Origin of the sequence: Planococcus sp. 11815 (assembly GCF_051096385.1) — a bacterium.
GTDB lineage: Bacteria > Bacillota > Bacilli > Bacillales_A > Planococcaceae > Planococcus > Planococcus citreus.
This window is the reverse complement of the sequence record NZ_CP096991.1, coordinates 1,486,372-1,509,969: the sequence shown is the minus strand read 5'-3', so window position 1 is coordinate 1,509,969 and position 23,598 is coordinate 1,486,372. Positions and strand designations below refer to the sequence as shown.

Genomic DNA, 23,598 nt, shown 5'->3' with positions numbered 1-23,598 from the left:
TGCCGGACGATGTTTAAAACCATTTAGGCAAAAAGATCAGCAAACCGATTATAGCACTTGTCACAGCAAATACCAAAACGGCTCCTGCCGCCATGTCTTTCGCTTGCTTCGCCAAGGGATGCCGCTCTGCGGTGACAAGGTCGACGGTCCGCTCCAAGGCGGAATTGACCAGTTCAAGCGCCAGCATGCCGCCGATCAATACAATCACCAGCATCCACTCCGTGCGGTCGAGGCCAGTCCAGATTGCGGCGATCAAGACAATCACTGCCGAGAGCGCATGCACTTTCATATTCTGTTCCCGTTTTATGGAGGTGCCAATCCCTTGCGCAGCAAAACGGAATGAGGAGAGAAACCTACTCAGCTTCATGCGCATCACGCGTAACGCCAAGTGAAGATAAAATTTCTTCCTGTCTGCCAAACATTTTCTTTTCATCTTGTTCATTCATATGGTCGTAGCCGAGCAGATGCAGAAATCCGTGCACTGCCAAAAAGCCGAGTTCGCGTTCGAAGCTATGCCCGTATTCCTCTGCCTGGACTTTTGTGCGCTCTACCGAAATGATGATATCCCCGAGCAAGCGCGGGCCGGTTTCACCAATAATGGCCACTTCATCTTCTCCTTGCTCTTCCATCGAAAAGGAGATGACATCCGTCGCCTGGTCTTTTTCCCGGTAATCCCGGTTGATCACACGGATCGATTCATCGTCCGTGAATGTAATCGATACTTCCGCTTCTCCTGTTTCCTCATGCTGTGCCGCATGCTCCAATACCTTGTTCACAAAGGCCAGCGCCTTGTCGTCCAATTGTTCCGTTTCATCTATGAAATCGATCGTCAGCATCGCTTTCCCTCCTCCAATACATTATTTTTTATCATCGGGATAGGCGATCCTCGAATGGAAGATCCCGTTCAAGGTTTCGCACATGACGCTCTTGACCCGTTTCAGTTCTTTTAACGTTATATCACATTCGTCAAACTGTCCATCTTTCAATTTATCTTCTGTGATGGAATCAACCATCTTGCGAATTTTTTCTGTACTCGGTGATTGCATCGACCGCACCGCCGCTTCCAGGCTGTCGGCGACCATGATGATGGCAATTTCCCGGCTCTGCGGTTTCGGCCCCGTGTAGCGGTATTGTTCCTCAGGAAGCTCTTCGTTTTGCTCTTTTGCTTTATAATAGAAGAATTTCAATAACGTCGTGCCATGATGTTGCTCTGCGATATCGATCAATTCTTTCGGCATTTTCTGCTTGCGCAAAATTGCCGCCCCGTCTTTTCCGTGAGCAAGGATGATGTCGCGGCTTTGTTCCGGACTAAGATGGTCATGCGGGTTGCCATGGGATTGATTTTCGATGAAAAACTGAGGGTTGATGGTCTTGCCGATATCGTGATAATAACAGCCGACTCGCGCAAGCAAGCCATTCGCCCCAATCGCCTCGCACGCCGCATCCGAAAGATTTGCCACCATGACGCTATGATGGTAAGTGCCAGGCGTCTCGGTCAAAATCTTCTTGAGCAACGGATGATTGGGGTTCGACAGCTCGAGCAGCTTCATCGTTGACAGAATGCCGAATGCCACTTCAAACAGCGGCAATAAACCGGTCGCAAGCGTCCCTGACAATAGACCGGCTGCGAGCGCCGCTGCTACGTAAAAAGCAATTTCTTCCACAGTATACTGGCTTTGGTTCATGAGCAGGTAAAATGCCACATACAGCAAATGGACGCCGCCGACTGCCAAGCTGATCGGCAGGATGCGAATGCTTCTATGCCCATTGCGTATTAAGTATATCCCCGTCAAACCGCCAAACAACACATACAAAGCAGAATCCATCTGAAAAACGCCGGCATAGCCGCTTTGCAACATCATTCCTGCACTGGCGCTGAGCAAAATCGTCACATAGACTGCTGTGCGTTCATCGATTAATAGACGCACCAAAATGCCAGCCAATGCTGTCGGGTAGATAAAGTCAATGACTACCCCGAAATTGCCGCTGATGATCTCGAGCAGCTTCATAATAGCAAGAGACAATGCGAAGACGACAAAAACAATCGTCAGCCGGATGGCTTTTTTAACGCCTTCGACTTTTGCACTCTGCAACACCAGCAGTAACAAGCCGGCTGCAATCAGTACAAACAGACTCAAGGCAAGAGCTGGACGATAATTCGACTGTTGCTCGGTCATTCCCGCAAGTTCAAGCTGCCGGTAAACTTCACGATCAATCAATTGGCCTTCCTGGATGAGCACTTGGCCCTGCAAGATGCGTGTCGGTTCAACGCTAGCCCGCGCTTGATCTTTCTGCTGTTCCGTCAATTCTTCATTGATAAGTTCATTCGGGACAATATTGGCTCTGGCAATGGCTGCTGCCGCCGGAATTGCAGAAGCAGGCACCTGGTCTTCCCCGCGGATTTCCTGTTCGGCCGAATTGCGTGCTTGCGTCAGCCCAGCTTCGCGGAGCGGATCCTGCAGAACTGCCAACACTTGGTTGCGCACTTCACGTTCGACGCGCATAAGCACATCCTCTTCCAAAGCAAGCAGTGATAACAGCATGTCATCCGTCAAGCGAAGCCCGTTTTCATTTTGTTCAAGCAAGCGGATCGATTCGCGAAGGCTGCTTAACGCTTCATCTGAACTGAGAGGGTCGGGTTCATCCTCTCCACCTGTTTCAGTGGCGCGCTTTGCTTCAAGCACATAGCCGAACAGCGAATCGACAACCGCCGCTTGATTATCGGCGATTTCTTCGATATACCGGTAACTCGGCTGCACTTCTGCTGCGGCCCGCTCGCGTTCAAGCTCAGTCCTTACCGGGTCTTCGACGGTCTTTGCTGCCCGTATCGTTTCCTCGGACAATTGGAATAATTCCACTTCATATGTATCGGTTGACATCGTATCGTATAAGAATCCAAACATGAGCAGCGCTGTCATGAAACTGATGCCGATCAAGACTACAGGAGCCCCGAACCGCAAATAAATGCGCCTGATCCATCCCGCCATTTGACCACCTCACTATTCTTCTTTCATCATACCAATACCTCGTGCTTTTTTCATCGCCCCTTACAAATTAATAACAATTCTTTGGACCTTGCTGCGCTAACGAGCTTCTTCAATCTAAAGACAAACAGGGGAATTTCCCAAACTATTTTGGCAAAAAAAGAACCAGCCTTAGCTAGGCTGGTTCTCGTAAGCTTCGATGATCCTTGAGACGAGTGGATGCCGGACGACATCGCCTTTTTCGAGGTACTGAAATTCGATGCCTTTGACGCCGTGCAAATTCTTTTCTGCAGCGATCAATCCGGACTCCGCCCCGCGAGGCAAGTCAATCTGTGTTTTGTCGCCGGTGACGATCATTTTTGAGTTGAAGCCGAGGCGCGTCAGAAACATTTTCATTTGGGCTTTCGTCGTATTCTGGGCTTCATCCAGAATGATGAATGCTTCTTCAAGTGTGCGCCCGCGCATGTATGCCAGCGGTGCCACTTCGATCGTGCCACGTTCAATCAAGCGGTTGGTCTGTTCCTGTCCCATCACATCATGCAAAGCGTCATATAAAGGCCGCAGGTACGGATCGACTTTTTCCTTCAAATCGCCGGGTAAAAAGCCGAGACTCTCTCCTGCTTCAACCGCTGGACGGGTTAGGACAATCTTTTTGACATGGCCATTTTTCAAAGCTTGTACCGCCAATACTACAGCGAGATAGGTTTTCCCGGTTCCGGCCGGGCCGATTCCAAATACCATGTCGCTTTTTTTGATGGCGTGAATATAATGGCGCTGCCCGATTGTCTTAGCCCGGATGGAGCGCCCAGTCGCACTGCGCGCCACTTCTTCATCGTAAAGTTCGGCAAAATATTCAATCGTCCCGTTTTTCGCCATTTCGATAGCCGACACAATATCGCGCTGGTCGATGTTGATGTTTTTGCGAATAACTTTCAATAATTGCTCCAACAACAATTTTCCGGTCTGTCTGCCTTCTTCGGACCCTTCGAGACGGATCACTTCGCCCCGGGTGATGATGTGTATATCAAAACTCTCTTCGATCAGCGACAGATGGCTGTCGGATGTGCCGAGAAGCAGGACTGCTTCGTTCGGGTCTTTCACATGCAATTCGAGTAGGTTGTTTTCTGTCATTTAGACGCTCCTTGGATCGTGTTTTTACTTCTCATCAACTTTATCATTTTATATATGGAAATGTAAATCAATTCAAGCACTTTTAGTTTACATAACATTAATATGTATTATTTTAGAGAAAGAAAAAAACCGGCATTAAACATGCCGGCCTTGCTTTTGACGCTTGGATTTGGGCGGCTGCAAAATCTCCGCCATGATGATGCCTTTTTTTACATCTTCTTCATTCAACGGCAATAGATCCCGTTCTTTTTCTTTTGTGATCGCCCGCTTCAACGGCTCTTTTTGATGAGCGCTCAATCTTCCTGGGCGATTTTTCGGCTCAGCCGCTTGCTTTACCTGGGCCGGAGTCCGTTTTTCCACTTCTTCCATGGCCCGGGACTTGGCTCGCTCTGCTTGTTCCTTCACTTGGCGCGCCTGTTCTGCCCGTTTTGGATCGTTTTCCATCTGGGATTGAAATTCACCGTATATTTCCTTGGCGTAATCTTCAATGCGCTTAAAGCTCCGCTGTCCGCCTCTTTGCGGTTGTTGCGGTGATTGTGATCGCTGCTGCGCTGACCGCGCAGGTGTGCCGGGCCCTTGTTGACGCTTCGGCTGCTGCGCGGTCTGCTCTGTGCCATCAGGTTTTTTATTTTTACTGAACAATGCACTGACAGCCGCAATGATCAGCATCATGATGAGGGGTTCCATTCCAAAACCTCCCTTGAGTTATGGCGGAATTTTTTAGTTTTCGTCCTCTTGTTTTTCCGTTCCGCTTTTCGAAATGGATTCACGCATGCTTGTATCAGCTTGGACGTTCTTGTAATTGATATAATCCATCACGCCAATGTTTCCAGAACGGAGGGCTTCTGACATCGCCATCGGCACTTCGGCTTCGGCTTCGACAACTTTCGCGCGCATCTGGACGACTTTCGCTTTCATTTCCTGCTCGCTAGCGACAGCCATTGCACGGCGTTCTTCAGCTTTAGCCTGTGCGATTTTCTTATCGGCATCTGCTTGCTCTGTTTGAAGCTCGGCACCGATGTTTTTGCCGATATCCACGTCTGCGATATCAATGGACAAGATTTCAAAAGCTGTACCGGAATCCAATCCTTTGCCTAGTACAGTTTGGGAGATGAGGTCCGGGTTTTCCAGGACTTTCTTATGGTTCGTGCTTGAACCGAGTGTAGAAACGATACCTTCACCAACACGGGCGACGATTGTTTCTTCACCCGCACCACCGACGAGGCGGTCGATATTGGCGCGCACGGTAATCCGCGCTTTTGCTTTCACTTCGATCCCGTCCATTGCAACACCGGCAATGAATGGCGTTTCAATAACTTTCGGGTTAACCGACATTTGAACCGCTTCAAGTACGTCACGGCCGGCAAGATCGATTGCTGCTGCGCGTTCGAACGGCAAATCGATATTGGCACGGTGCGCTGCGATCAATGCGTTAACGACACGGTCGACGTTACCGCCAGCCAGGTAATGGCTTTCCAATTGGTTGATCTGTACGGAAAGACCAGCTTTTGAAGCCTTGATCAGCGGGTTGACGATGCGCGATGGAATAACCCGGCGCAATCTCATCCCGATCAATGTGAAGATGCTGATGCGGACGCCGGCAGCTAAAGCCGAGATCCATAATGTGACTGGTACGAATGTGAAAAAGATGGCAAGTACAACGATAATACCAATTATCGCGGCGCCTAAGCCGATTGCTTCAAGTCCCATTTATTCTTCCTCCTCTTGTTTTTCGAGTTCACGCACAACGATGCGAGACCCTTCTACCTTGATAATTTTAACATCTTTGTTGCTGTCGATAAACCGGCCTTCGGATACTGCATCGATGTATTCGTCACCAAGCCGGATAGTGCCAGAAGGCCTCAGGGCATTGGTCGTTCGAGCGATCTGGCCGATCAGTTCCGGCCGGTTGACGGCTGAGACATAGCCATGTTCCGTATCGGTGGCATCGGTCAAGATAATGCGTTTGAACATGTTCAACTTTTTCCCGAAAAATTTCACTAAAATCACCATCCCTGCTGAAGCTACAAGTAATGCAATCAAAATTGCGACCGCTGTTGACTGGACGTCTTCACCCGCTAATAGAACACTTCCAATGACCGCCAGTATCCCGAGAATCCCCAGTATACCGCCCGGAACGAAAAATTCCAGCAGGATCAAACCGAGACCGAAGATCAACAGTAAAATCGATTCATACCCGGCAAGCCCCGCCACTAAATGGCCATAGAAGAACAGCATTAGCGAAAACAAGCCGAAGAATCCAGGGATCCCGACTCCAGGCGTGAACAGCTCAAGCAGTAATCCGAGACCTGCCACCGACAGTAAAATCGGTACCACAATCGGGCTCGTCAGAAAACGTGCAAGCGTCTCTGACCAGTTTTCTTCTACTTGGATGACCTCAGCGCCTGAGAGGCCTTTCATTTCTAGCAGTTCATCAAGTGACGACACGGTCCCTTCTGAATAACCGACGTCGAGCGCTTCCTGGGCGCCGAGTGTCAATAAATCACCTTCAGCAGCCCGGTATTCCGGAAGGTCGATACTGGCATCCGCCATCGCCAAGGCAAACTGTGGATCACGATCTGACGATTCCGCAGCGCTTCTCATCGAAGCAAGCCAGGCAGAGTTCGCCTTATCGGCAGCCGCATTTCCCGACTGGTCGATGACTTGCGCCGCACCCATCCGCCCATTCGGATGCATATAAATTTCATCATTATGCAAGGCCAGAAAAGCACCGGCCGAGAGGGCGTCCTGGTTGATGAAAGCGAGTGTTTCAGGCTCGGCTTCATCCAACAGGCGGGCAATGCCATCTGCTGCATTGACAAAACCGCCCGGTGTATCGATCTCAAAGACAATGGCTTCCGCACCGGCTTCTTCGGCTTCATCAATGCCCCGCTCCAGAAACGACTGCAATCCCCGCTCCACTTCCGCTTCAATCGGAATGACATAAACTTTTCCGTTATCCGCCGAAATGGCCGGAATCGCTAAAGCAAATGCCATCACCAGGAATAAAAAGCCGATCCAAGCTTGTTTTCTCCGCACGGCAAGTTCCCCCTCTCCTTCATGAAAACTTTAGGATAATTATGTATACGGATGAGTCGAGCTGCGGTTTCAAAAGCCGGCTTCTTTTTCATTATAAAGCAATTTTCTCCAAGTTACGATGGAATGCGCTTACATCTTCATCATTAAGTGACCGTTTTAAGACATAAAAAAACCGGAAGCACATTTGTGCTTCCGGTCTTAGCTGTTCGTTGCTATTTTTAAAAGTCATTTAAGATCAAAGTCAATTAAAATTTACGTTTACGCGCAGCTTCTGATTTCAATTTACGTTTCACGCTCGGCTTATCATAATACTCGCGCTTTCTTACCTCTTGCATTGTTCCGGACTTCGAAACAGTGCGTTTGAAGCGGCGAAGAGCATCTTCAATTGATTCGTTTTTACGAACTGTAGTTTTTGACATCTCTTTTTCCCTCCCTCCGAACACACGTTGAAGCAAATAACAACAAGTGTTATATACTAGAAAATTATAACGCATGAATTAGCCTTCGTCAATACTTAATAATCGTTGTCTGAAGTGAGACCTTGCATGATCTGGACTCCTGAACTTGCGCCGATGCGAGTCGCTCCGGCTTCGACCATTTTCTCCACATCTTCAAGGCTGCGGACGCCGCCAGAAGCTTTGACGCCAAGATCCGGGCCGACTGTTTCGCGCATTAGACGCACTGCTTCGACAGTTGCACCGCCGGTAGAGAAACCAGTCGATGTTTTGACGAAATCGGCTCCCGCTTCTTTCGACAAGCGACTAGCCAATTTGATTTCTTCATCCGTCAACAAGCAGATTTCAAGGATGACTTTTACGATTGCTTTTCCTTTTGCTGCGTTCACGACCGCTTCGACATCCGCTTTCACGACATCTTCCTGGCCGCTCTTCAATGCGCCGATGTTCAAGACCATATCGATTTCGCATGCGCCTTTTTCGATGGCATCTGTTGTTTCGAACGCTTTCGTTTCAGAAGTCGAGGCGCCGAGCGGGAAGCCGATGACTGTGCAAACTTTCACTTCGCTCTGGTCGAGTTGTTTTGCAGCAAGCGCGACCCATGCCGGGTTGACGCAAACAGAAGCGAATTTGTATTCTGCCGCTTCTTTGCAAAGCTGTTCGATTTGCGGGGCTGTAGCTTCCGCTTTCAATAATGTATGGTCGATTAAAGATGCAATATTCGTCATGATTCAGTTCTCCATTCTACTAGTAGGTTTTCTTTCAGACAGTCAAATTGTCCATCACGCGGACAAATTGCCCTTCGTTCATCGGATATCCCGCCTTGGTGATTTTCACCTTGACGATTTTTCCGATCAGCGATTCATCGCCAGAAATGGCGACTTTTAAGTAATTATCCGTGTAACCGACAAGCATGCCGCCTGACGGATGGTCTGTCGACTCTTCTTCCGGGATAATCTCCAGGAGCTCGCCTTCATAACGGCTGGCGTACTCCTTTGCCAGCTGATCGTTCAATTCAATCAGGCGGTGGACGCGTTCATTTTTGACCGCTTCATCGATCTGGCCATCCATACGCGCGGCTGGCGTGCCGGTGCGCATCGAGTACGGGAATACATGAAGCTCCGAGAACCTGTGGTCGCGAATGAAATTGAAGGTGTCCATGAATTCTTCTTCCGTTTCTCCCGGGAACCCGACGATGACGTCAGAAGTAATCGCCAGATCCGGCAAGGCATCGCGCAAACGTTCCAGGCGATTTGCGAAGAACGCCATCGTATACTTCCTGCGCATCCGTTTCAGGACCGTATCGGAACCGGATTGGATCGGGATATGGAGATGGCGCACGACGATATTGGATTGTTTCAAGACCGCAATCACTTCATCTGTCAGCTGACTCGCCTCAATTGATGAGATGCGCAGGCGTTTCAGGCCTTTTACTTGTTGTTCCAAATCGCGCAATAGCTGCGCCAAATTATAATCTTTCAAATCTTCCCCATAGCCCCCGGTATGGATACCGGTCAAAACGATTTCCTGATAACCGGCATCAACCAATTGCTGTGCTTGGCGGATGACTTCCTGCGGATCTCGCGAGCGCATCAATCCACGCGCCCACGGAATGATGCAAAACGTGCAGAAATTATTGCAGCCTTCCTGGATTTTCAACGACGCGCGTGTACGGTCCGTGAAGGCAGGGACATCCAATTCTTCATAGATGCGGTTCTTCATGATATTGCCCACGGCATTGATCGGTTTGCGCTCTGCGCGGTATTGTTCAATGTATTCCAGGAGCTTTGTCCGGTCTTGCGTGCCGACAACGATATCGACGCCGGGAATTGCCATGATTTCAGCAGGCGAAGTCTGTGCATAACAGCCTGTGACGCAAATGACCGCATCGGGATTGGAGCGGACGGCACGGCGTATCACTTGCCGGCTCTTTTTATCGCCTGTATTGGTGACGGTGCAGGTATTGATGACGTAAACATCGGAAAGACGTTCAAACTCAGTACGCTCATAGCCCTGTTCTTTGAATAACTGCCAAATCGCTTCCGTTTCATAATGGTTCACTTTGCAACCAAGAGTATGAAATGCGACAGTTGACATCGGTGGCCACCTCTTTCATTCAAATTCATAGGATATTGCAGACAATGCATAAAGCGGAGCCGTCTCCGTGCGCAAAATACGCGGGCCAAGCGCGGTGAACAATGCGCCAGCTTCCTTGAGTGCGGCCGCTTCTGTTTCCGAAATGCCGCCTTCTGGCCCGAAAACAAGCAAGATTGAGTCTTTATCATACAATGATTCCAGAATTTCGGCAAACCGCCTTCCGCCACTCTTTTTCGCCTCTTCTTCATAAGCGACAATGGCCACATCGTAATTTTTCACGACATTTGCCAACTCTTTAAAGCTGTGTACCGCCTGGATGTCAGGAATGTGGCTGCGATGCGACTGCTCAGCCGCTTCCTTGGCGATTTTCTTTAACCGTTCGATTTTCTTTATGCTTTTTGCGCCGTCCCATTTGACGATCGAGCGCTCAGCCGAGTAGGGCAATAAAGCATTCATGCCGAGCTCTGTCGCTTTTTGGGTGATCAGTTCGAGCTTATCACCTTTCGGGAGGCCACAGGCGATCGTTACTTTTTTCGGCAATTCGCTTCGGTCCTCGAGCTCACGGATGAGCTTGACTTGAACATCTAAGTCAATATCGGTGATTTTCGCCAAGTAAACTTTACCGGCAACAACAGCGATCAATTCTTCGCCAACTGATTGACGCATCACTTTGGTGATGTGCTTGGCGTCGTCTCCTGTAATCGTCAAATAACCATCTGCGGACTTTTTATCTTCTATAAAATATCGTTGCATGGTCGCACCCCATCATAGCGGTTTTTTCGAAATGATCGTTACCCAGTCTTCCATCATCATGATATCTTCGATGACAAAGCCTGAAGCTTCAAGCGCCTGTTTCACGTCATTTTTCTTTTGGGCGATGATTCCGGACGTGATGTAGATGCCGCCCGGCTTGACGGCCTGGTAAGCATCGTCCGTAAACGACATGATGATTTCGGCGAGTATATTCGCCACGACTACGTCCGCTGGGTCGTCGATCGCTTCGAGCAAATTGCCATGGAATACATTGACGCGGTTTTGTACTTTGTTCAATTTAACATTTAATCCCGCCGCTTTGACCGCAATTTCATCGAGGTCCAGCGCTCTGACTGAAGCTGCTTCAAGCAAGGCTGCACCAATTGCGAGTACGCCCGATCCGGTTCCCACATCGATAACCGTATTGTCTTTACCAACATGTTTTTCAAGTGCTTGCAAGCTCATGACAGTTGTTGGATGCGTACCGGTTCCGAATGCCATGCCCGGGTCGAGTTCAATGATCAGTTCATCGCTTGAAACTGGATGATAGGTTTCCCATGTCGGCACGATGGTGAATCTTTTGGAAATTTTCACCGGATGGTAATACTTCTTCCAGGACGTCGCCCAGTCTTCTTCATTTACTTCACTGATCGTGACGACATTGCGCCCGACATTGATATTGAATTCTGCAAGATTGTTGATGGCCAGCTTAATGCCTTCGACGGCTTCGCCGAGAAAGCTATTGACCGGCAGATACGCTTTTAAAATGACGCCTTCTGTTGGGAAATCTTCTGGATCGAGTGAATAGATTTCACCGAATACATCTTCACGATCTTTCGTCAGATCTTCGGAATCCTCGATGACGACGCCGCTTGCCCCGGCTTCATGCAGAATGTTGGAAATTGATTCAATTGCTTCGTTCGTCGTATGAATCGACAGCTCAGACCATTTCACTTACGACCAGCTCCTTTATTGAACAATTATGTAACAGACAGAAAACTCCCTATTGCACGGGAGTTTTCCATTTGTCCAAGGCTATGAATGCCTATTATGAATCACCTTTAATGGTTCTTTTAATCTTATCGAACAATGAACTGCTTTGCTCTTCTGGGATATCCCCAGAAATTTCGGCAAACTCACGCAGCAATTGCTTTTGTTTTTCGCTCAACTTGGTCGGTACTTTCACTTTGATGGTGATGTGCTGATCGCCGACACCGTAGCCGTGAACGTTTTGTACGCCTTTCCCGCGCAGGCGGAAACGGGCGCCGTTTTGCGTTCCGGCTGGAATCTTCAGTTTCACTTTTCCGGAAACAGTCGGGACTTCGATCTCGTCACCGAGTGCGGCTTGCGGATAAGTAATTGGCAATTCCAGGTGGATATCATCCCCGTCGCGTTCAAATTGCGCATGGGGTTTGACACGGAACAGCACATAAAGATCTCCGGCTGGCCCGCCATTGAAGCCTGGGCCGCCTTGTCCTGATACGCGCAATTGCTGACCGTCATCGACGCCGGCTGGAACTGTCACTTTGATTTTCTTCATTTTTCTCACTTTACCTGCACCGCGGCAAGTTGTGCATTTTTCTTCGATGATCTGGCCGGTGCCTTCACAGTGGTGGCAAGCACGGCGGTTGACCATGCGGCCGAACGGCGTATCTTGCGCGACATTCAACTGGCCCGTTCCTTCGCAATATGGGCAAGTCTTCTTGCTCGTTCCGGGCTTCGCCCCTGAACCGTCGCATGTTTCGCATGTCTCATCTTTCGGGATTTCAATTTCCGTCTCCTCGCCGAATACCGCATCCAGAAAATCGATGGTCATTGAATATTGAAGATCATCGCCTTTTCTTGGTGCATTCGGGTCGCGTCGACGCGTGCCGCCGCCGAAGAAGGTGCTGAAAATATCATCAAAGCCGAATCCTTCCGCACCGCCAAATCCACCGCCGCCGAAGCCTTGGTTTGGATCCTGATGGCCGAACTGGTCGTATTGGGCGCGTTTTTGCTCATCGCTCAACACTTCATAGGCTTCTTTGACTTCCTGGAACTTCTCGGAAGCATCCGCTTCCTTATTGATGTCCGGGTGATATTGTTTGGAAAGCTTCCGGTACGCTTTCTTGATTTCCTCTTTTGAAGCATCCTTAGAAACGCCAAGGACTTCATAATAGTCTCGCTTATTCATAGGTCACTCTCCCTCTTGCAGTCAACTGTAATTGTACACGGTTTAAATTGCGCTTGCAAAGACATTGAAAAAGCCAAAGCAGTTGCTTTGCTTTGACTTTTTCGGCCTTGCATATCTTACTTGTCTTTATCGTCGTTTACTTCTTCAAAGTCAGCATCGACAACGCCGTCGTCATTTCCTTGCTGAGCTTCGCCTTCAGCCCCTTGCTGGTTCTGGGCTGCCTGCTCGTAAGCTTTCATGGCAAAGCCTTGAAGAAGCTCCTGCAGTTTGTCTTTCTTCGTACGGATATCTTCGATGTCCGTGCCTTCTAGCGCTGTTTTCAATTCATCGCGCGCTTCTTCAGCTTGTTTCTTTTCGTCTTCAGAAACTGCTTCGCCAAGGTCTTCGATCGTTTTATCTGTTGTGAAGACTGCTTGGTCCGCTTCGTTGCGAAGTTCTACTTCTTCTTTGCGCTTCGCATCTGCTTCTGCATTTTCTTCCGCTTCTTTTACCATGCGTTCGATCTCATCGTCCGTAAGCGTTGTGCTTGATTGGATTGTGATCGTCTGTTCTTTTTGCGTGCCGAGGTCTTTCGCTTTTACGCTGACGATGCCGTTTTTGTCGATATCGAAGCTGACTTCGATTTGTGGCACGCCGCGTGGTGCAGGCGGGATATCAGCCAATTGGAAGCGGCCGAGTGTTTTGTTGTCCGCTGCCATTGGGCGTTCACCTTGCATGACATGGATGTCAACTGCCGGCTGGTTGTCAGCTGCAGTAGAGAACGTCTGCGATTTAGATGTCGGGATCGTCGTGTTGCGCTCGATCAATTTCGTGAACACGCCGCCCATTGTTTCGATACCAAGGGACAATGGAGTTACGTCAAGCAATACAACGTCTTGAACGTCTCCAGTCAGTACGCCGCCTTGTACAGCTGCGCCCATTGCAACAACTTCATCCGGGTTAACGCCTTTATGAGGGTCTTTTCCTGTTTCTTTCTTAACAGCTTCTTGGACAGCTGGGATACGAGTAGATCCACCAACTAGAATCACGCGATCAAGTTCTGAAGCGGAAACGCCTGCGTCTTTCAATGCTTGGCGAGTCGGCCCCATTGTGCGTTCGACTAGAGAAGAAGTCAACTCGTCGAATTTCGCGCGGGAAAGGCTCATTTCCATATGAAGCGGCCCTGCTTCGCCAGCTGTGATGAATGGCAAGGAGATTTGAGTTGTTGTTACGCCTGACAAATCTTTTTTCGCTTTTTCAGCAGCATCTTTTAGGCGTTGTGTCGCCATTTTGTCTTTCGACAAGTCAATGCCGTTTTCTTTTTTGAATTCCTGCACTAGGTAATCGATGATCAGTTTATCGAAATCATCGCCGCCCAAACGATTGTCGCCGGCAGTCGATTTTACTTCGAAAACGCCATCGCCAAGTTCAAGAATCGATACGTCGAATGTACCGCCGCCAAGGTCATAGACCAAGACTGTTTCGTCTTTTTCCATTTTATCGAGGCCATAAGCAAGCGCTGCTGCTGTCGGCTCGTTGATGATGCGTTCCACTTCAAGGCCTGCGATGCGGCCAGCGTCTTTTGTCGCTTGGCGTTCTGCATCGTTGAAGTATGCCGGTACCGTGATGACGGCTTTCGTGACTTTTTCTCCGAGATAGTCTTCAGCATAGCCTTTGATGTATTGAAGGATCATCGCAGAAACTTCCTGCGCTGTGTATTCTTTGCCTTCAGCTGTCACTTTTTCCTCTGTACCCATCAAACGTTTGACGGATTGAATCGTGTTCGGGTTCGTGATGGATTGGCGTTTTGCTACTTCACCGACTTGGCGTTCGCCGTTTTTGAACGATACGACCGATGGTGTTGTGCGGTTGCCTTCCGGGTTTGGGATGATTTTTGGTTCGCCGCCTTCTAGTACTGCGACTGCTGAGTTTGTTGTACCTAAGTCAATTCCGATAATTTTGCTCATTTAAAATTCCTCCATTAACATTAGATTCTTGAATTTCACTTATTCGTTCACTTTTACCATTGCCGGGCGGAGCACTCTGCCATTCAGGGTATACCCCTTTTGAAGCTCCTGTAACACCGTTCCGGGTTCGCTGTCTGCATCGCTTTCCTGCATGACTGCCTGATGGAAATGAGGGTCGAACGGTTCGCCGACCGCTTTGATCTCTTCCAAGCCTTCCGCCGCTACAGCATCAGCCAAGGATTTCTTGACCATTTCAAGGCCCTTCAAAAGAGAGGCGGATTCTTCGCTTTTCGCTTCAACAGCAAGCGCGCGGTCAAAATTATCCATGACCGGCAAAAGATCCGTCAACAATGATTGGGAACGGAATTGCTTTGCCAATTCTTGGTCTTTTTTGGTGCGGCGCTTGAAATTGTCATAATCTGCCAAAAGGCGCAAGTATTTGTTCTGCTCTTCTTCAAGCTGTGCTTGAAGTTCAGCCTTCTCATCTACTGGCTCTTCTGCTTGTGGCTGATCGGATGATTCGACAGTTCCAGGCTCTGTTCCTTCAGCGGTTTCTGCTGTTTCCTCCACAGTTTCCGCCGACTCTTGTTGTGCAGTTTCCTGTTCTAGGTCTTGGTGTTTGAGTGTTTCTTTTTCATTCGACAAAATATGTGCCTCCTTTGGTTCACTTTCCTTGAAACAGCCGTGTCAGCTCTTTTGATAGATCGCCGCTTACATAATCAAGCAGCGAGACGATCCGGCGGTAATCCATTCTTTTCGGCCCGACAATTGCGATGGAGCCCATTTGCTCATCTCCGATATCATAAGATACCGTAATGACCGAGCAATCTTCCATGGCCGCCAGCGCGTTTTCCGAGCCAATGCGAATCTGTAGCCCTTGAGCGCCGATCGGCAGGATTTCAGGAATGTGCTTCCCTTCTTCCATCACATCCATCAACTCACGGATTTTCTGGATATCATGGAAATCCGGCTGCTTCAAAATATTCAGCTTGCCGCCATAATACACATTATCCGCTCGAGGAAGCAGCAATGCTTGCTTGAACGTTCGGAACAATTCCCCGTAGCGCTCGATATGCTGGCGCAGGAGAGCGAGCGTTTCCTGCTCGAGGCGTTTGTGCAAATCGTGCAGCGAGACGCCGATGAGCCGCTCGTTCAAGATATTGACCATCTTTTCGATGTCGGATGGATCCAGATCCGGCGGGATGGAGAATACCCGGTTTTCCACATGGCCCGAGTCGGTGACGATGATCGCCACCGCCATTCCCGGGGACAAGGGCACGATCGATAATTTCTTGACGACGTGTTTGCGGATATCCGGCCCCAGCAGAATCGACGTATAATTCGTCAATTCGGACAGGATGCCAGCCGAACGTTTGATGATTTCCTCGGTTTCGGTTACTTTTTCCTCAAAAACCGAACGAAGCTGGACAATGTCCTGTTGCGGTACTGGATTCGGCGTCAGCAAATGGTCCACATAATAGCGGTAGCCTTTTTGAGACGGAATCCGGCCCGAGGATGTGTGAGTCTTTTCGAGGTAGCCCTGGCCTTCGAGCTCAGCCAATTCATTGCGAATGGTTGCCGAACTGGAAGTGATGCCCGGCTTTTTAGCTAGTTGGTTCGATCCTACCGGCTGCGCTGATTGGATATAATCATCGACTGTCACTTTCAAAATGAGCAGCTGCCGTTCTGTTAACATGATCATCACCTCTGTTAGCACTCTATGAGTTCGAGTGCTAAGACTACACTAAAATTACCAAATCTTTTTTTGCTTGTCAACGGATGCGCTTCTAGGAAAGCAAAAATTGCTCGAAAACTTCATTGCCGACGAATCGGCCTTTATGCGTCAATTTAACACGGCCTTGTTCGATTGCCAGATTGCCTTTTGCCGTTTCGCTGCGGAGAATCTCGCCGTACACTTTTTCCAGCGGGGCGCCGAACTTTTCTTCAAAATGAGCGATGTCGACACCTGCCGTCTTGCGCAAGCCGAGGAACATCTCTTCTTCCATCTGCGCCTTGACACTCACTTGCGTCGCGTCAAGCACTGGCCGCTCACCCGACTCCAGCGGTTCCATGTATTTTTTCAAAGGCCCGTGATTGGAATAGCGGACCCCTTTCACATAACCATGGGCACCGGCGCCGACACCGATGTATTCTTCATTATCCCAGTACAGGAGATTGTGGCGGGATTTATGGCCCGGCTTTGCGAAATTGGAAATTTCATATTGATGCAAGCCATGCTTTTCCATTTCATCCATGAGGCGTTCGTACATATCGCCTTCCAAGTCTTCGGTCACCGTGTTGAGCTTGCCTTTCACCATCAAATTATAGAACACCGTTTTCGGTTCGATGATCAATGAATATGCCGAGAAATGCGGCATGTTGAATGCGAATGCGCGCTCAAGCGTTTCGTCCCATTGCGCCATCGTCTGTCCGGGCAGCCCATACATCAAGTCAAAGCTGATATTCGCAAACCCGACTTCGCGTGCAGTTTCAACGGCACGCAACACATCGTCATTGGCGTGCGTGCGCCCCAGCCGCTTCAATAAATCCTGGTCGAAGGTCTGAACGCCCATGCTCAGCCGGTTGACGCCGCCTTTATAGAGCACTTCCATCTTTTCGCGCGTCAATTCATCCGGGTTCGCCTCAGAGCTCCATTCGACGCCTTCAGCCATCGGAACATACTGGTGGATCAATTCAAGCAAACGCTCCAGCTGCTCAGGCGTCAGGGCAGTTGGTGTCCCGCCGCCGAGAAAAACCGTCTCAAGCGGATGGTCCAGTGTGCCTTCTTGCTTCCACAGCGCCAATTCCTTGCCGATCGATTCGATATAGGCGTCCACTGGCTGGTCTTTGAAGAACACTTTATTGAAATCACAGTAAAAACAAATCTGGTGGCAGAATGGGATATGGATATACATGCCTTTTACCATAAAAAAATCCTTCTTTCTAATAGGAAAAGGAGGCAGAAAAACCGCCTCCTTTTTTTCGTTTATTTGGATTGGTCATCCATTTTGAGAACAGCCATAAATGCTTCTTGCGGGACTTCCACGGAGCCTACTTGCTTCATCCGCTTTTTCCCTTCCTTCTGCTTGTCCAACAATTTGCGCTTACGGGAAATATCGCCGCCGTAGCATTTCGCGAGGACGTTTTTCCGGATGGCACTGATGGTTTGGCGTGCCACGATCTTCTGGCCGATTGCGGCTTGGATCGGAACTTCAAACTGCTGGCGGGGAATCAATGTCTTCAATTTATCGACAATGATTTTCCCGCGCTCGTACGCAAAATCCCTATGGACGATAAAGCTCAACGCATCGACTTTCTCAGCGTTCAGGAGAATATCCATTTTCACCAATTTGGAATCTTTGTAGCCAATCAATTCATAATCGAACGAGGCATAGCCTTTTGTGCCCGATTTCAACTGATCGAAGAAATCATAGACGATTTCCGCAAGCGGCAATTCGTAAATGATGCTGACGCGTGAGTTGTCGAGGTAATCCATCGTCATGAAATTGCCGCGCTTCTGCTGGCAGATTTCCATGACGGCGCCGACGAAATCGTTCGGGACCATGACTGTCGCTTTGACATATGGCTCTTCGACATATTCAATCTTTTGCGGGTCCGGCATCATCGCCGGGTTATCGATGTTAAGCACTTCCCCGTCCGTCATGTGGACGTGGTAGATAACACTTGGCGCTGTCGTGATCAAGTCGATATTGAATTCACGTTCGATGCGTTCCTGGATGATCTCCATATGCAAGAGGCCAAGGAATCCGCAGCGATAGCCGAAACCAAGCGCTTGAGAGGATTCAGGCTCGAATTGCAATGCGGCATCGTTCAGCTCCAATTTTTCCAGTGCATCCCGCAAGTCATTGTATTTCGATGTATCGATCGGGTACATTCCGCAATAAACCATTGGGTTCAAACGGCGGTAGCCTGGCAGTGCTTCTTGTGCCGGGTTTTCCGCAAGCGTGATCGTATCCCCGACGCGTGAATCCGCGACATTTTTGATCGAAGCGGTCAGGAAGCCAACATCGCCGACGGTCAATTCGTCGCGCAATGTCACTTTCGGCGTGAAGACGCCAGCTTCAACGACATCGAACTCTTTGCCGCTCGCCATCATCTTGATTTTGTCGCCTGGCTTGACGGTACCTTCCATGATCCGGATATAAGCGACAACGCCGCGATACGGATCGTATAAGGAATCGAAGATCATCGCTTTGAGCGGTGCTGACGGGTCCCCTTGTGGCGGTGGAACTTTTTCGACGATCTGTTCAAGGATTTCCTCGATGCCGATTCCGGCTTTTGCGGAAGCCAATACTGCTTCAGACGCATCGAGGCCGATAACATCCTCAACTTCCTGGCGCACGCGCTCCGGGTCGGCTGCAGGCAAATCGATTTTGTTGATGACCGGAAGAATCTCGAGATCGTTGTCGAGCGCTAAATAAACATTGGCCAGTGTCTGCGCTTCAATGCCTTGTGCCGCATCGACGACCAAAACAGCGCCTTCACATGCTGCGAGGCTTCTTGATACTTCGTACGTGAAATCGACATGGCCCGGCGTGTCGATCAAGTGCATAATGTATGTTTCTCCGTCTTTTGCTGTATAATTGAGCTGGACGGCGTTCAATTTGATGGTGATTCCCCGCTCACGCTCCAAATCCATGGAGTCGAGCAATTGGGATTTCATTTCGCGCGCTGTCAGTGCATTGGTTCTTTCCAAAATGCGGTCGGCCAGCGTCGATTTTCCATGATCGATGTGTGCGATGATGGAAAAGTTGCGGATCTTCTGTTGTCTCGCTAATCTCTGTTCTTGGTCCATTTTCTTCACTCCCATATAAACTACTTTGAATTATAGCAGTCAAGCGGGTAATGGGCAATGAATGACCGCATAAAGCTTTCAGTGTCAAGGGAAACTTCTTTCCACGTAACTATTGCATTCGGCCAGCCGATTTGATAAAATAACTTTTGTTGTATAGAGACACTGAAGAGCAAGGGCTTGTGCCTGACGCTCAAATTGTCTAGGAGGTGAAAGATATGCCAAACATTAAATCTGCAATCAAACGTGTTCGCACGAACGATACGAAAAATGCTCAGAACTCATCTGTTAAAACTGCAATGCGTTCTTCTGTGAAAAAGGCTGAGAAAGCTGTAGCCAATAATGAAGAAAACAAAGGGGATTCCCTTAAAGCAGCAATCAAACAAGTTGAGAAAGCAGCTTCTAAAGGTTTGATCCACAAAAACACTGCTGCCCGTAGAAAATCAAGCCTCATGAAAAAAGCGTAAAACGCATCAAAAAGCCGGCCCTATATTGGGTCGGCTTTTTTCTGTGCGAAAAACAACAAAAGCGTTGCCAGCTAGAGCAGGCAACGCTTTTGTTCACTAGGTGATTCATATTCAAGAGGATTTCTTCGCATGCCCAGCGCGTTTCATGAGGAAGAATTCCAGCACCCGCTCCCGGTTCCCTGAAACGGTCTTCAATTGCAAGTCGATGTCCGCCAAATCGCCGAGCACTTGAAGCAATCGGGCTTCCGAAATCTGACGACGCTTTTCCACCAACAGTTTAACGCGGTAAGGATGCGCTTTAAGCTGTTTGGAGATTTGCTGCGCATGATAGCCTTTTTTCTGCAGATAATAGACATGCACCATGAAGCGGATTTGCGACGCCAGCAGTGCAGCAAGTGCGACAGGCTCTTCCTTTTGGCGCAGCAAGTCATAATAGACGCTGAGCGCCGTCTGGATGTCCCCGTCGAGATAAGCCTGCAGCATCTTGAAGGCATCCTGCTCAAGTGTACGCGCCGTCATGTCTTCGATGAGCTCCTGGGAGATCTCTTCTTGCTCCGAGCCGAGGTATAAGGACATCTTCTCGATTTCTGAAGCGAGCAAAGTTAAATTGGTCCCCGCCATTTCAATGAGCTTTTGCGCACTTTGCCGCTCCAATGTTTTGCCATGGGATTTTGCCTCGTGGGCAATCCAGCTTTCCAGTTCATGCGGCTGCAGCGACTTCGCTTCGATAAGTACGACATTCTTTTTCATCAGCTTGACGATTTTTTTGCGTTCGTCCAATTTTTCATAAGGTGCCACAAAAACCGTCACGCTTGTCGCTGGGGGATTTTCGAGCCATGCTTCCAAGGATTTGAGGTCATGGTTGATCTTTTCTTTCCCCCGTTCCGCCGCTTTCAGGAACGAAGCATTGCGCGCGATGATCAGCTTGCGGTCGCTGAAAAACGGGATCGTGTCCGCTTCTTCCAGCACATGGCCGACCGGTACTTCATCCAAGTCAAAATTGGAGACATCCGTTTCCCCTGCTTCCGCCATTTGCGCTTTCAGCAGTTCGATCGTCTTGGTGATGAAATAACTCTCTGTCCCGACGATCAAGTAAACCGGATCGATTTTATCCGCGCGTATCGACTTCCAAATTGATGTAATCATACGTTTCACTCCCTCTGCACTTAACTATACCGGATTTCTTTGCATCGGTCTGCCTCACAGGACAAGTCCGCTTTTGACAGTTGTGTGACGTCGGCCAAAATCGGCGGACATTGTTTAGTTCGATATGGATTTTTCGTTATCGTTCCCTTATAATAAAATCAACTAGGAGGGATTTTCAATGAATGAATTTGAACAGAACGTTCAGTCCAAACGCAACGATGCCATCGATGCAGGGATGGGCTTCGTCGTTTCCTTTGGTTTCTTTGCACTTATTTTCATCATCGCTGGCGTCGTACAATTCGTAGCCCGCTGATTATAAAAAAAGCTCCGGCATAGGCCGGGGCTTTTTTTATTTTCGGCTGGCGTCAACTGTCATGCGCCCATCTTCCATCGTCATGCGGATGGTCCCGTTTTCGGCCGTCGACAAAAGCCTCAAACCCAATTCGTCAAAACGCTCCGTCACTTCTGGGCTTGGATGCCCGTAGCGATTGTCGATCCCTGCTGAAACGACCGAAACTTGCGGACGCAAGGCTTCCAGGAAAGCTTGTGAGCTCGAAGTCTTGCTTCCATGATGTCCGACTTTCAATACCGTCATGTCCGCAAGTTGTTCACCGTAGCGCTCCACCACCCCGGTTTCACCTTCACTTTCCAGATCTCCCGTAAAGAGAAATCGCTGCCCCTCGTGCTCCATCAACAATACGAGTGAATCGTCATTGCCTTCATATAATTCATCTACCGGCGATAAATACGAAAATTGCGTTTCGCCCACTTGCCAGCCTGCACCATTCTTAGGCAATTCCACACGCGCTTCACGAGCTGACGGCGCGAGCGCTGTCATCAAAGCATTTGCCTCTGATCCCGGCGTAATATGCAGACGCTCCACAGCCAGTTCTTCAAAGACTTCATCCGCCCCTTCAGCATGATCTGCATCCGGATGGCTCAAGATAAAAAGATCGATACTTGAGATGCCCCGCGCTTTCAAATACGGCACCACTGTTTGCCGCCCCACTTCAAACGGGCGGCTCTTTTCCTGGAACGGCTCACCATCAAATCGCAAGACGCCCCCGGCATCGACTAAATACAGCGCTTTGCGATAAGGCAGCTCAATTAATGCGCTGTCGCCTTGCCCAACATCGATAAAACTGACATGGAGCCTCGGATCGAGATAAGGCTTCACCGTCAATAGCAATGCCGGAACAAGCAGAATGAGCAGTAAACGCAGGCGGAAGCGTTTTTCCGCCTGGACGAAAAACAACAATACGCTGGCAGCCATGAAAAACAACCAGCCAGTAGACGGCCTGCCCGGCGTCCACACTTGACGGGGCAAGCCCGCTAAAGACACAGTCAGCCCTTCAATCCAGCTGCGCAGCGGCTCATAGCCCGCAAAAAGGACGGCATCGACGCCCAGCGGCAAAAAGCTAGCAGCCAATAAAATGAAATTCGCCGGCAAAATCAGCAGCGTGAACAGCGGGACATAGATGGTATTTACTAAAAAGGAGGATAGGGAGATTTCAAAAAAGTGGAATAGCAAAAGAGGATACAAACATAGCTGGGAAACGGCCGTGACAATCAAGCCGCTTTTGATAAAAGAAGCCCCTTCCATCAGTTTCAGCGAGGCGATGATCCCGAAACTTGCCCCGTAAGACAATTGAAAGCCGATATCCTGCAGCAGGCCGGGGTCGATCCATAAAAATAAGATAAAGCTCGCCGATAAGGCTTGAATGGCCGACACATGCAGCCCAAAAAGCCGAGCGGCCAAAACGAAAACGACCATTGCGCAGGCTCTTAGGACCGATGGGGCAGCCCCCGCCAACACGGCATACAAAGGCAGCAACACCAGTAATAGCACCGTTGCGCTTTCTTTCCTGATCCGTAAGCGCAGCAATACAAAATAAATCATGCCGCTGACGATACCCACATGCAAACCAGAGATTGCAAAAAGATGCGTGATGCCAAGCGTCCGCTGGATCCTGGCTTGCTCTGCATCCATGCCGCTGCGATCCCCGAGCAACAGCGCCTGGGCTTCCGCTGTCAACGATTCAGGAAAGGACGACTCGATATGTTCAATCAACTCGCTGCGTTGCCTGGCCAAACGGGCACGGAACCCTGTGCCTGGTGTCGCCGAATCGAGCGTTTCGATTTCAAGCATGCCAGTTGCATTATGGCGCTGCAGATAGCCCGCCATATCAAACGCGTGTGGATGGGCAGGCGGCTTCGGCTCCGTAAATGTTCCCACCACTTGCAGCGTCGCTGATGGGCCCAATGCCTGCAATCGCTGCTGTTCTTCAACCGATCGGATTCGGTAGCTCGCATAAATGATTTGGCCGGAACCAGCAGTCGCAAATCCAGACATGCGGTCTCCATCGATGGATAGTTCATCGAAAACAAGCGCACCTTGAAAGCTTCCGGTTAACAAGGGCCCTTCCACCAAACGGGCATCCATATTAATGTAGGAAATCAATGACACCGCTAAAACGATTGCCAGCCAAACTCTACGCTCTTTACGGTATATCATCCAGCAAAAAAGCAGCACCATGAGCAAAAGCTTATCAGCTGAGCCATGTGCTGCTTGTGCAGCAATTGCCACCGCAATT

The 23,598-nt window shown here is 49.4% G+C and carries 22 protein-coding genes; 2 read left to right on the top strand and 20 right to left on the bottom strand.

Translation table 11 applies throughout. The features are described from left to right. Nucleotides 1-13 precede the first annotated feature (13 nt). The 18 genes from M1Q06_RS07685 to lepA all read right to left on the bottom strand — a co-directional run bounded on the left by M1Q06_RS07685 (nt 14) and on the right by lepA (nt 19,394). Nucleotides 14-367: a diacylglycerol kinase family protein gene (locus tag M1Q06_RS07685; RefSeq protein ID WP_121300288.1), complete on the bottom strand. Its 354-nt coding sequence runs from the start codon at nt 365-367 to the stop codon at nt 14-16. Beyond that, entirely contained in the window at nt 354-836 is a 483-nt protein-coding gene (gene ybeY / locus M1Q06_RS07680) for an rRNA maturation RNase YbeY (RefSeq protein WP_434402611.1), read from the bottom strand. The genes M1Q06_RS07685 and ybeY overlap by 14 nt, the downstream gene beginning before the upstream one ends. Before the next feature lie 21 nt (nt 837-857). Continuing rightward, a complete protein-coding gene (locus tag M1Q06_RS07675; protein WP_434402609.1) occupies nt 858-2,987 on the bottom strand; it encodes an HD family phosphohydrolase in 2,130 nt (709 codons plus the stop codon). Nucleotides 2,988-3,155: 168 nt separating this feature from the next. Beyond that, nucleotides 3,156-4,115 (bottom strand): PhoH family protein, encoded by a 960-nt coding sequence (locus tag M1Q06_RS07670; RefSeq protein WP_121300022.1) that lies wholly within the window; start codon nt 4,113-4,115, stop codon nt 3,156-3,158. 135 nt (nt 4,116-4,250) lie between these two features. Beyond that, on the bottom strand, nt 4,251-4,802 hold the full coding sequence (locus tag M1Q06_RS07665; protein ID WP_121300024.1) for a hypothetical protein: 552 nt from the start codon (nt 4,800-4,802) through the stop codon (nt 4,251-4,253). A gap of 33 nt (nt 4,803-4,835) precedes the next feature. Then, nucleotides 4,836-5,825, bottom strand: a complete 990-nt coding sequence (gene floA / locus M1Q06_RS07660) for a flotillin-like protein FloA (protein WP_058380934.1) — start codon at nt 5,823-5,825, stop codon at nt 4,836-4,838. Continuing rightward, nucleotides 5,826-7,112 carry an NfeD family protein gene (locus tag M1Q06_RS07655; protein WP_434402847.1) on the bottom strand — a complete coding sequence of 429 codons (1,287 nt, stop codon included), beginning with the start codon at nt 7,110-7,112 and terminating at the stop codon, nt 5,826-5,828. A gap of 287 nt (nt 7,113-7,399) precedes the next feature. Next, entirely contained in the window at nt 7,400-7,573 is a 174-nt protein-coding gene (gene rpsU / locus M1Q06_RS07650) for a 30S ribosomal protein S21 (protein WP_006828698.1), read from the bottom strand. Nucleotides 7,574-7,668: 95 nt separating this feature from the next. Beyond that, a complete protein-coding gene (deoC, locus tag M1Q06_RS07645) occupies nt 7,669-8,337 on the bottom strand; it encodes a deoxyribose-phosphate aldolase (protein ID WP_434402606.1) in 669 nt (222 codons plus the stop codon). Nucleotides 8,338-8,371: 34 nt separating this feature from the next. Then, nucleotides 8,372-9,706: a tRNA (N(6)-L-threonylcarbamoyladenosine(37)-C(2))-methylthiotransferase MtaB gene (mtaB, locus tag M1Q06_RS07640; RefSeq protein WP_121300026.1), complete on the bottom strand. Its 1,335-nt coding sequence runs from the start codon at nt 9,704-9,706 to the stop codon at nt 8,372-8,374. 15 nt (nt 9,707-9,721) lie between these two features. Continuing rightward, nucleotides 9,722-10,459, bottom strand: a complete 738-nt coding sequence (locus M1Q06_RS07635; RefSeq protein WP_434402603.1) for a 16S rRNA (uracil(1498)-N(3))-methyltransferase — start codon at nt 10,457-10,459, stop codon at nt 9,722-9,724. A gap of 12 nt (nt 10,460-10,471) precedes the next feature. Continuing rightward, complete coding sequence (gene prmA / locus M1Q06_RS07630) at nt 10,472-11,413, bottom strand: 50S ribosomal protein L11 methyltransferase (protein WP_434402601.1); 942 nt, start codon at nt 11,411-11,413, stop codon at nt 10,472-10,474. A 94-nt stretch (nt 11,414-11,507) separates the two neighbouring features. Continuing rightward, nucleotides 11,508-12,632, bottom strand: a complete 1,125-nt coding sequence (dnaJ, locus tag M1Q06_RS07625) for a molecular chaperone DnaJ (RefSeq protein WP_121300032.1) — start codon at nt 12,630-12,632, stop codon at nt 11,508-11,510. 116 nt (nt 12,633-12,748) lie between these two features. Beyond that, nucleotides 12,749-14,578 (bottom strand): molecular chaperone DnaK, encoded by a 1,830-nt coding sequence (dnaK, locus tag M1Q06_RS07620; protein WP_434402599.1) that lies wholly within the window; start codon nt 14,576-14,578, stop codon nt 12,749-12,751. A gap of 39 nt (nt 14,579-14,617) precedes the next feature. Beyond that, on the bottom strand, nt 14,618-15,223 hold the full coding sequence (gene grpE, locus M1Q06_RS07615; protein ID WP_434402597.1) for a nucleotide exchange factor GrpE: 606 nt from the start codon (nt 15,221-15,223) through the stop codon (nt 14,618-14,620). 19 nt (nt 15,224-15,242) lie between these two features. Further along, nucleotides 15,243-16,274: a heat-inducible transcriptional repressor HrcA gene (gene hrcA / locus M1Q06_RS07610; protein WP_434402595.1), complete on the bottom strand. Its 1,032-nt coding sequence runs from the start codon at nt 16,272-16,274 to the stop codon at nt 15,243-15,245. A gap of 91 nt (nt 16,275-16,365) precedes the next feature. Then, nucleotides 16,366-17,505 (bottom strand): radical SAM family heme chaperone HemW, encoded by a 1,140-nt coding sequence (hemW, locus tag M1Q06_RS07605; protein ID WP_434402593.1) that lies wholly within the window; start codon nt 17,503-17,505, stop codon nt 16,366-16,368. Nucleotides 17,506-17,564: 59 nt separating this feature from the next. Further along, nucleotides 17,565-19,394: a translation elongation factor 4 gene (gene lepA / locus M1Q06_RS07600; protein WP_121300042.1), complete on the bottom strand. Its 1,830-nt coding sequence runs from the start codon at nt 19,392-19,394 to the stop codon at nt 17,565-17,567. A 215-nt stretch (nt 19,395-19,609) separates the two neighbouring features. On the opposite strand from lepA, the gene rpsT reads away from it, so the two are divergent. Further along, entirely contained in the window at nt 19,610-19,858 is a 249-nt protein-coding gene (rpsT, locus tag M1Q06_RS07595; protein ID WP_101190205.1) for a 30S ribosomal protein S20, read from the top strand. A gap of 111 nt (nt 19,859-19,969) precedes the next feature. Here rpsT and holA read toward each other — a convergent pair whose 3' ends face one another. After that, nucleotides 19,970-21,004 (bottom strand): DNA polymerase III subunit delta, encoded by a 1,035-nt coding sequence (gene holA / locus M1Q06_RS07590; RefSeq protein WP_434402591.1) that lies wholly within the window; start codon nt 21,002-21,004, stop codon nt 19,970-19,972. Between the two features lie 178 nt (nt 21,005-21,182). On the opposite strand from holA, the gene M1Q06_RS07585 reads away from it, so the two are divergent. Next, the gene (locus tag M1Q06_RS07585) at nt 21,183-21,317 is read left to right on the top strand and encodes a YqzM family protein (protein ID WP_082799234.1); all 135 of its coding nucleotides are present in this window, start codon (nt 21,183-21,185) and stop codon (nt 21,315-21,317) included. A 36-nt stretch (nt 21,318-21,353) separates the two neighbouring features. Here the strand turns inward: M1Q06_RS07585 and M1Q06_RS07580 are convergent, their stop codons facing one another. Beyond that, nucleotides 21,354-23,591 carry a DNA internalization-related competence protein ComEC/Rec2 gene (locus M1Q06_RS07580; RefSeq protein WP_434402589.1) on the bottom strand — a complete coding sequence of 746 codons (2,238 nt, stop codon included), beginning with the start codon at nt 23,589-23,591 and terminating at the stop codon, nt 21,354-21,356. Between the last annotated feature and the right edge of the window lie 7 nt (nt 23,592-23,598).

Bases quoted from the DNA above. Each gene is read 5' to 3' on its own strand.
- M1Q06_RS07685 (WP_121300288.1), bottom strand. From the start codon at position 367: ATGAAGCTGAGTAGGTTTCTCTCCTCATTCCGTTTTGCTGCGCAAGGG.
- ybeY (WP_434402611.1), bottom strand. From the start codon at position 836: ATGCTGACGATCGATTTCATAGATGAAACGGAACAATTGGACGACAAG.
- M1Q06_RS07675 (WP_434402609.1), bottom strand. From the start codon at position 2,987: ATGGCGGGATGGATCAGGCGCATTTATTTGCGGTTCGGGGCTCCTGTA.
- M1Q06_RS07670 (WP_121300022.1), bottom strand. From the start codon at position 4,115: ATGACAGAAAACAACCTACTCGAATTGCATGTGAAAGACCCGAACGAA.
- M1Q06_RS07665 (WP_121300024.1), bottom strand. From the start codon at position 4,802: ATGGAACCCCTCATCATGATGCTGATCATTGCGGCTGTCAGTGCATTG.
- floA (WP_058380934.1), bottom strand. From the start codon at position 5,825: ATGGGACTTGAAGCAATCGGCTTAGGCGCCGCGATAATTGGTATTATC.
- M1Q06_RS07655 (WP_434402847.1), bottom strand. From the start codon at position 7,112: ATGGCATTTGCTTTAGCGATTCCGGCCATTTCGGCGGATAACGGAAAA.
- rpsU (WP_006828698.1), bottom strand. From the start codon at position 7,573: ATGTCAAAAACTACAGTTCGTAAAAACGAATCAATTGAAGATGCTCTT.
- deoC (WP_434402606.1), bottom strand. From the start codon at position 8,337: ATGACGAATATTGCATCTTTAATCGACCATACATTATTGAAAGCGGAA.
- mtaB (WP_121300026.1), bottom strand. From the start codon at position 9,706: ATGTCAACTGTCGCATTTCATACTCTTGGTTGCAAAGTGAACCATTAT.
- M1Q06_RS07635 (WP_434402603.1), bottom strand. From the start codon at position 10,459: ATGCAACGATATTTTATAGAAGATAAAAAGTCCGCAGATGGTTATTTG.
- dnaJ (WP_121300032.1), bottom strand. From the start codon at position 12,632: ATGAATAAGCGAGACTATTATGAAGTCCTTGGCGTTTCTAAGGATGCT.
- dnaK (WP_434402599.1), bottom strand. From the start codon at position 14,578: ATGAGCAAAATTATCGGAATTGACTTAGGTACAACAAACTCAGCAGTC.
- hrcA (WP_434402595.1), bottom strand. From the start codon at position 16,274: ATGTTAACAGAACGGCAGCTGCTCATTTTGAAAGTGACAGTCGATGAT.
- hemW (WP_434402593.1), bottom strand. From the start codon at position 17,505: ATGGTAAAAGGCATGTATATCCATATCCCATTCTGCCACCAGATTTGT.
- lepA (WP_121300042.1), bottom strand. From the start codon at position 19,394: ATGGACCAAGAACAGAGATTAGCGAGACAACAGAAGATCCGCAACTTT.
- rpsT (WP_101190205.1), top strand. From the start codon at position 19,610: ATGCCAAACATTAAATCTGCAATCAAACGTGTTCGCACGAACGATACG.
- holA (WP_434402591.1), bottom strand. From the start codon at position 21,004: ATGATTACATCAATTTGGAAGTCGATACGCGCGGATAAAATCGATCCG.
- M1Q06_RS07585 (WP_082799234.1), top strand. From the start codon at position 21,183: ATGAATGAATTTGAACAGAACGTTCAGTCCAAACGCAACGATGCCATC.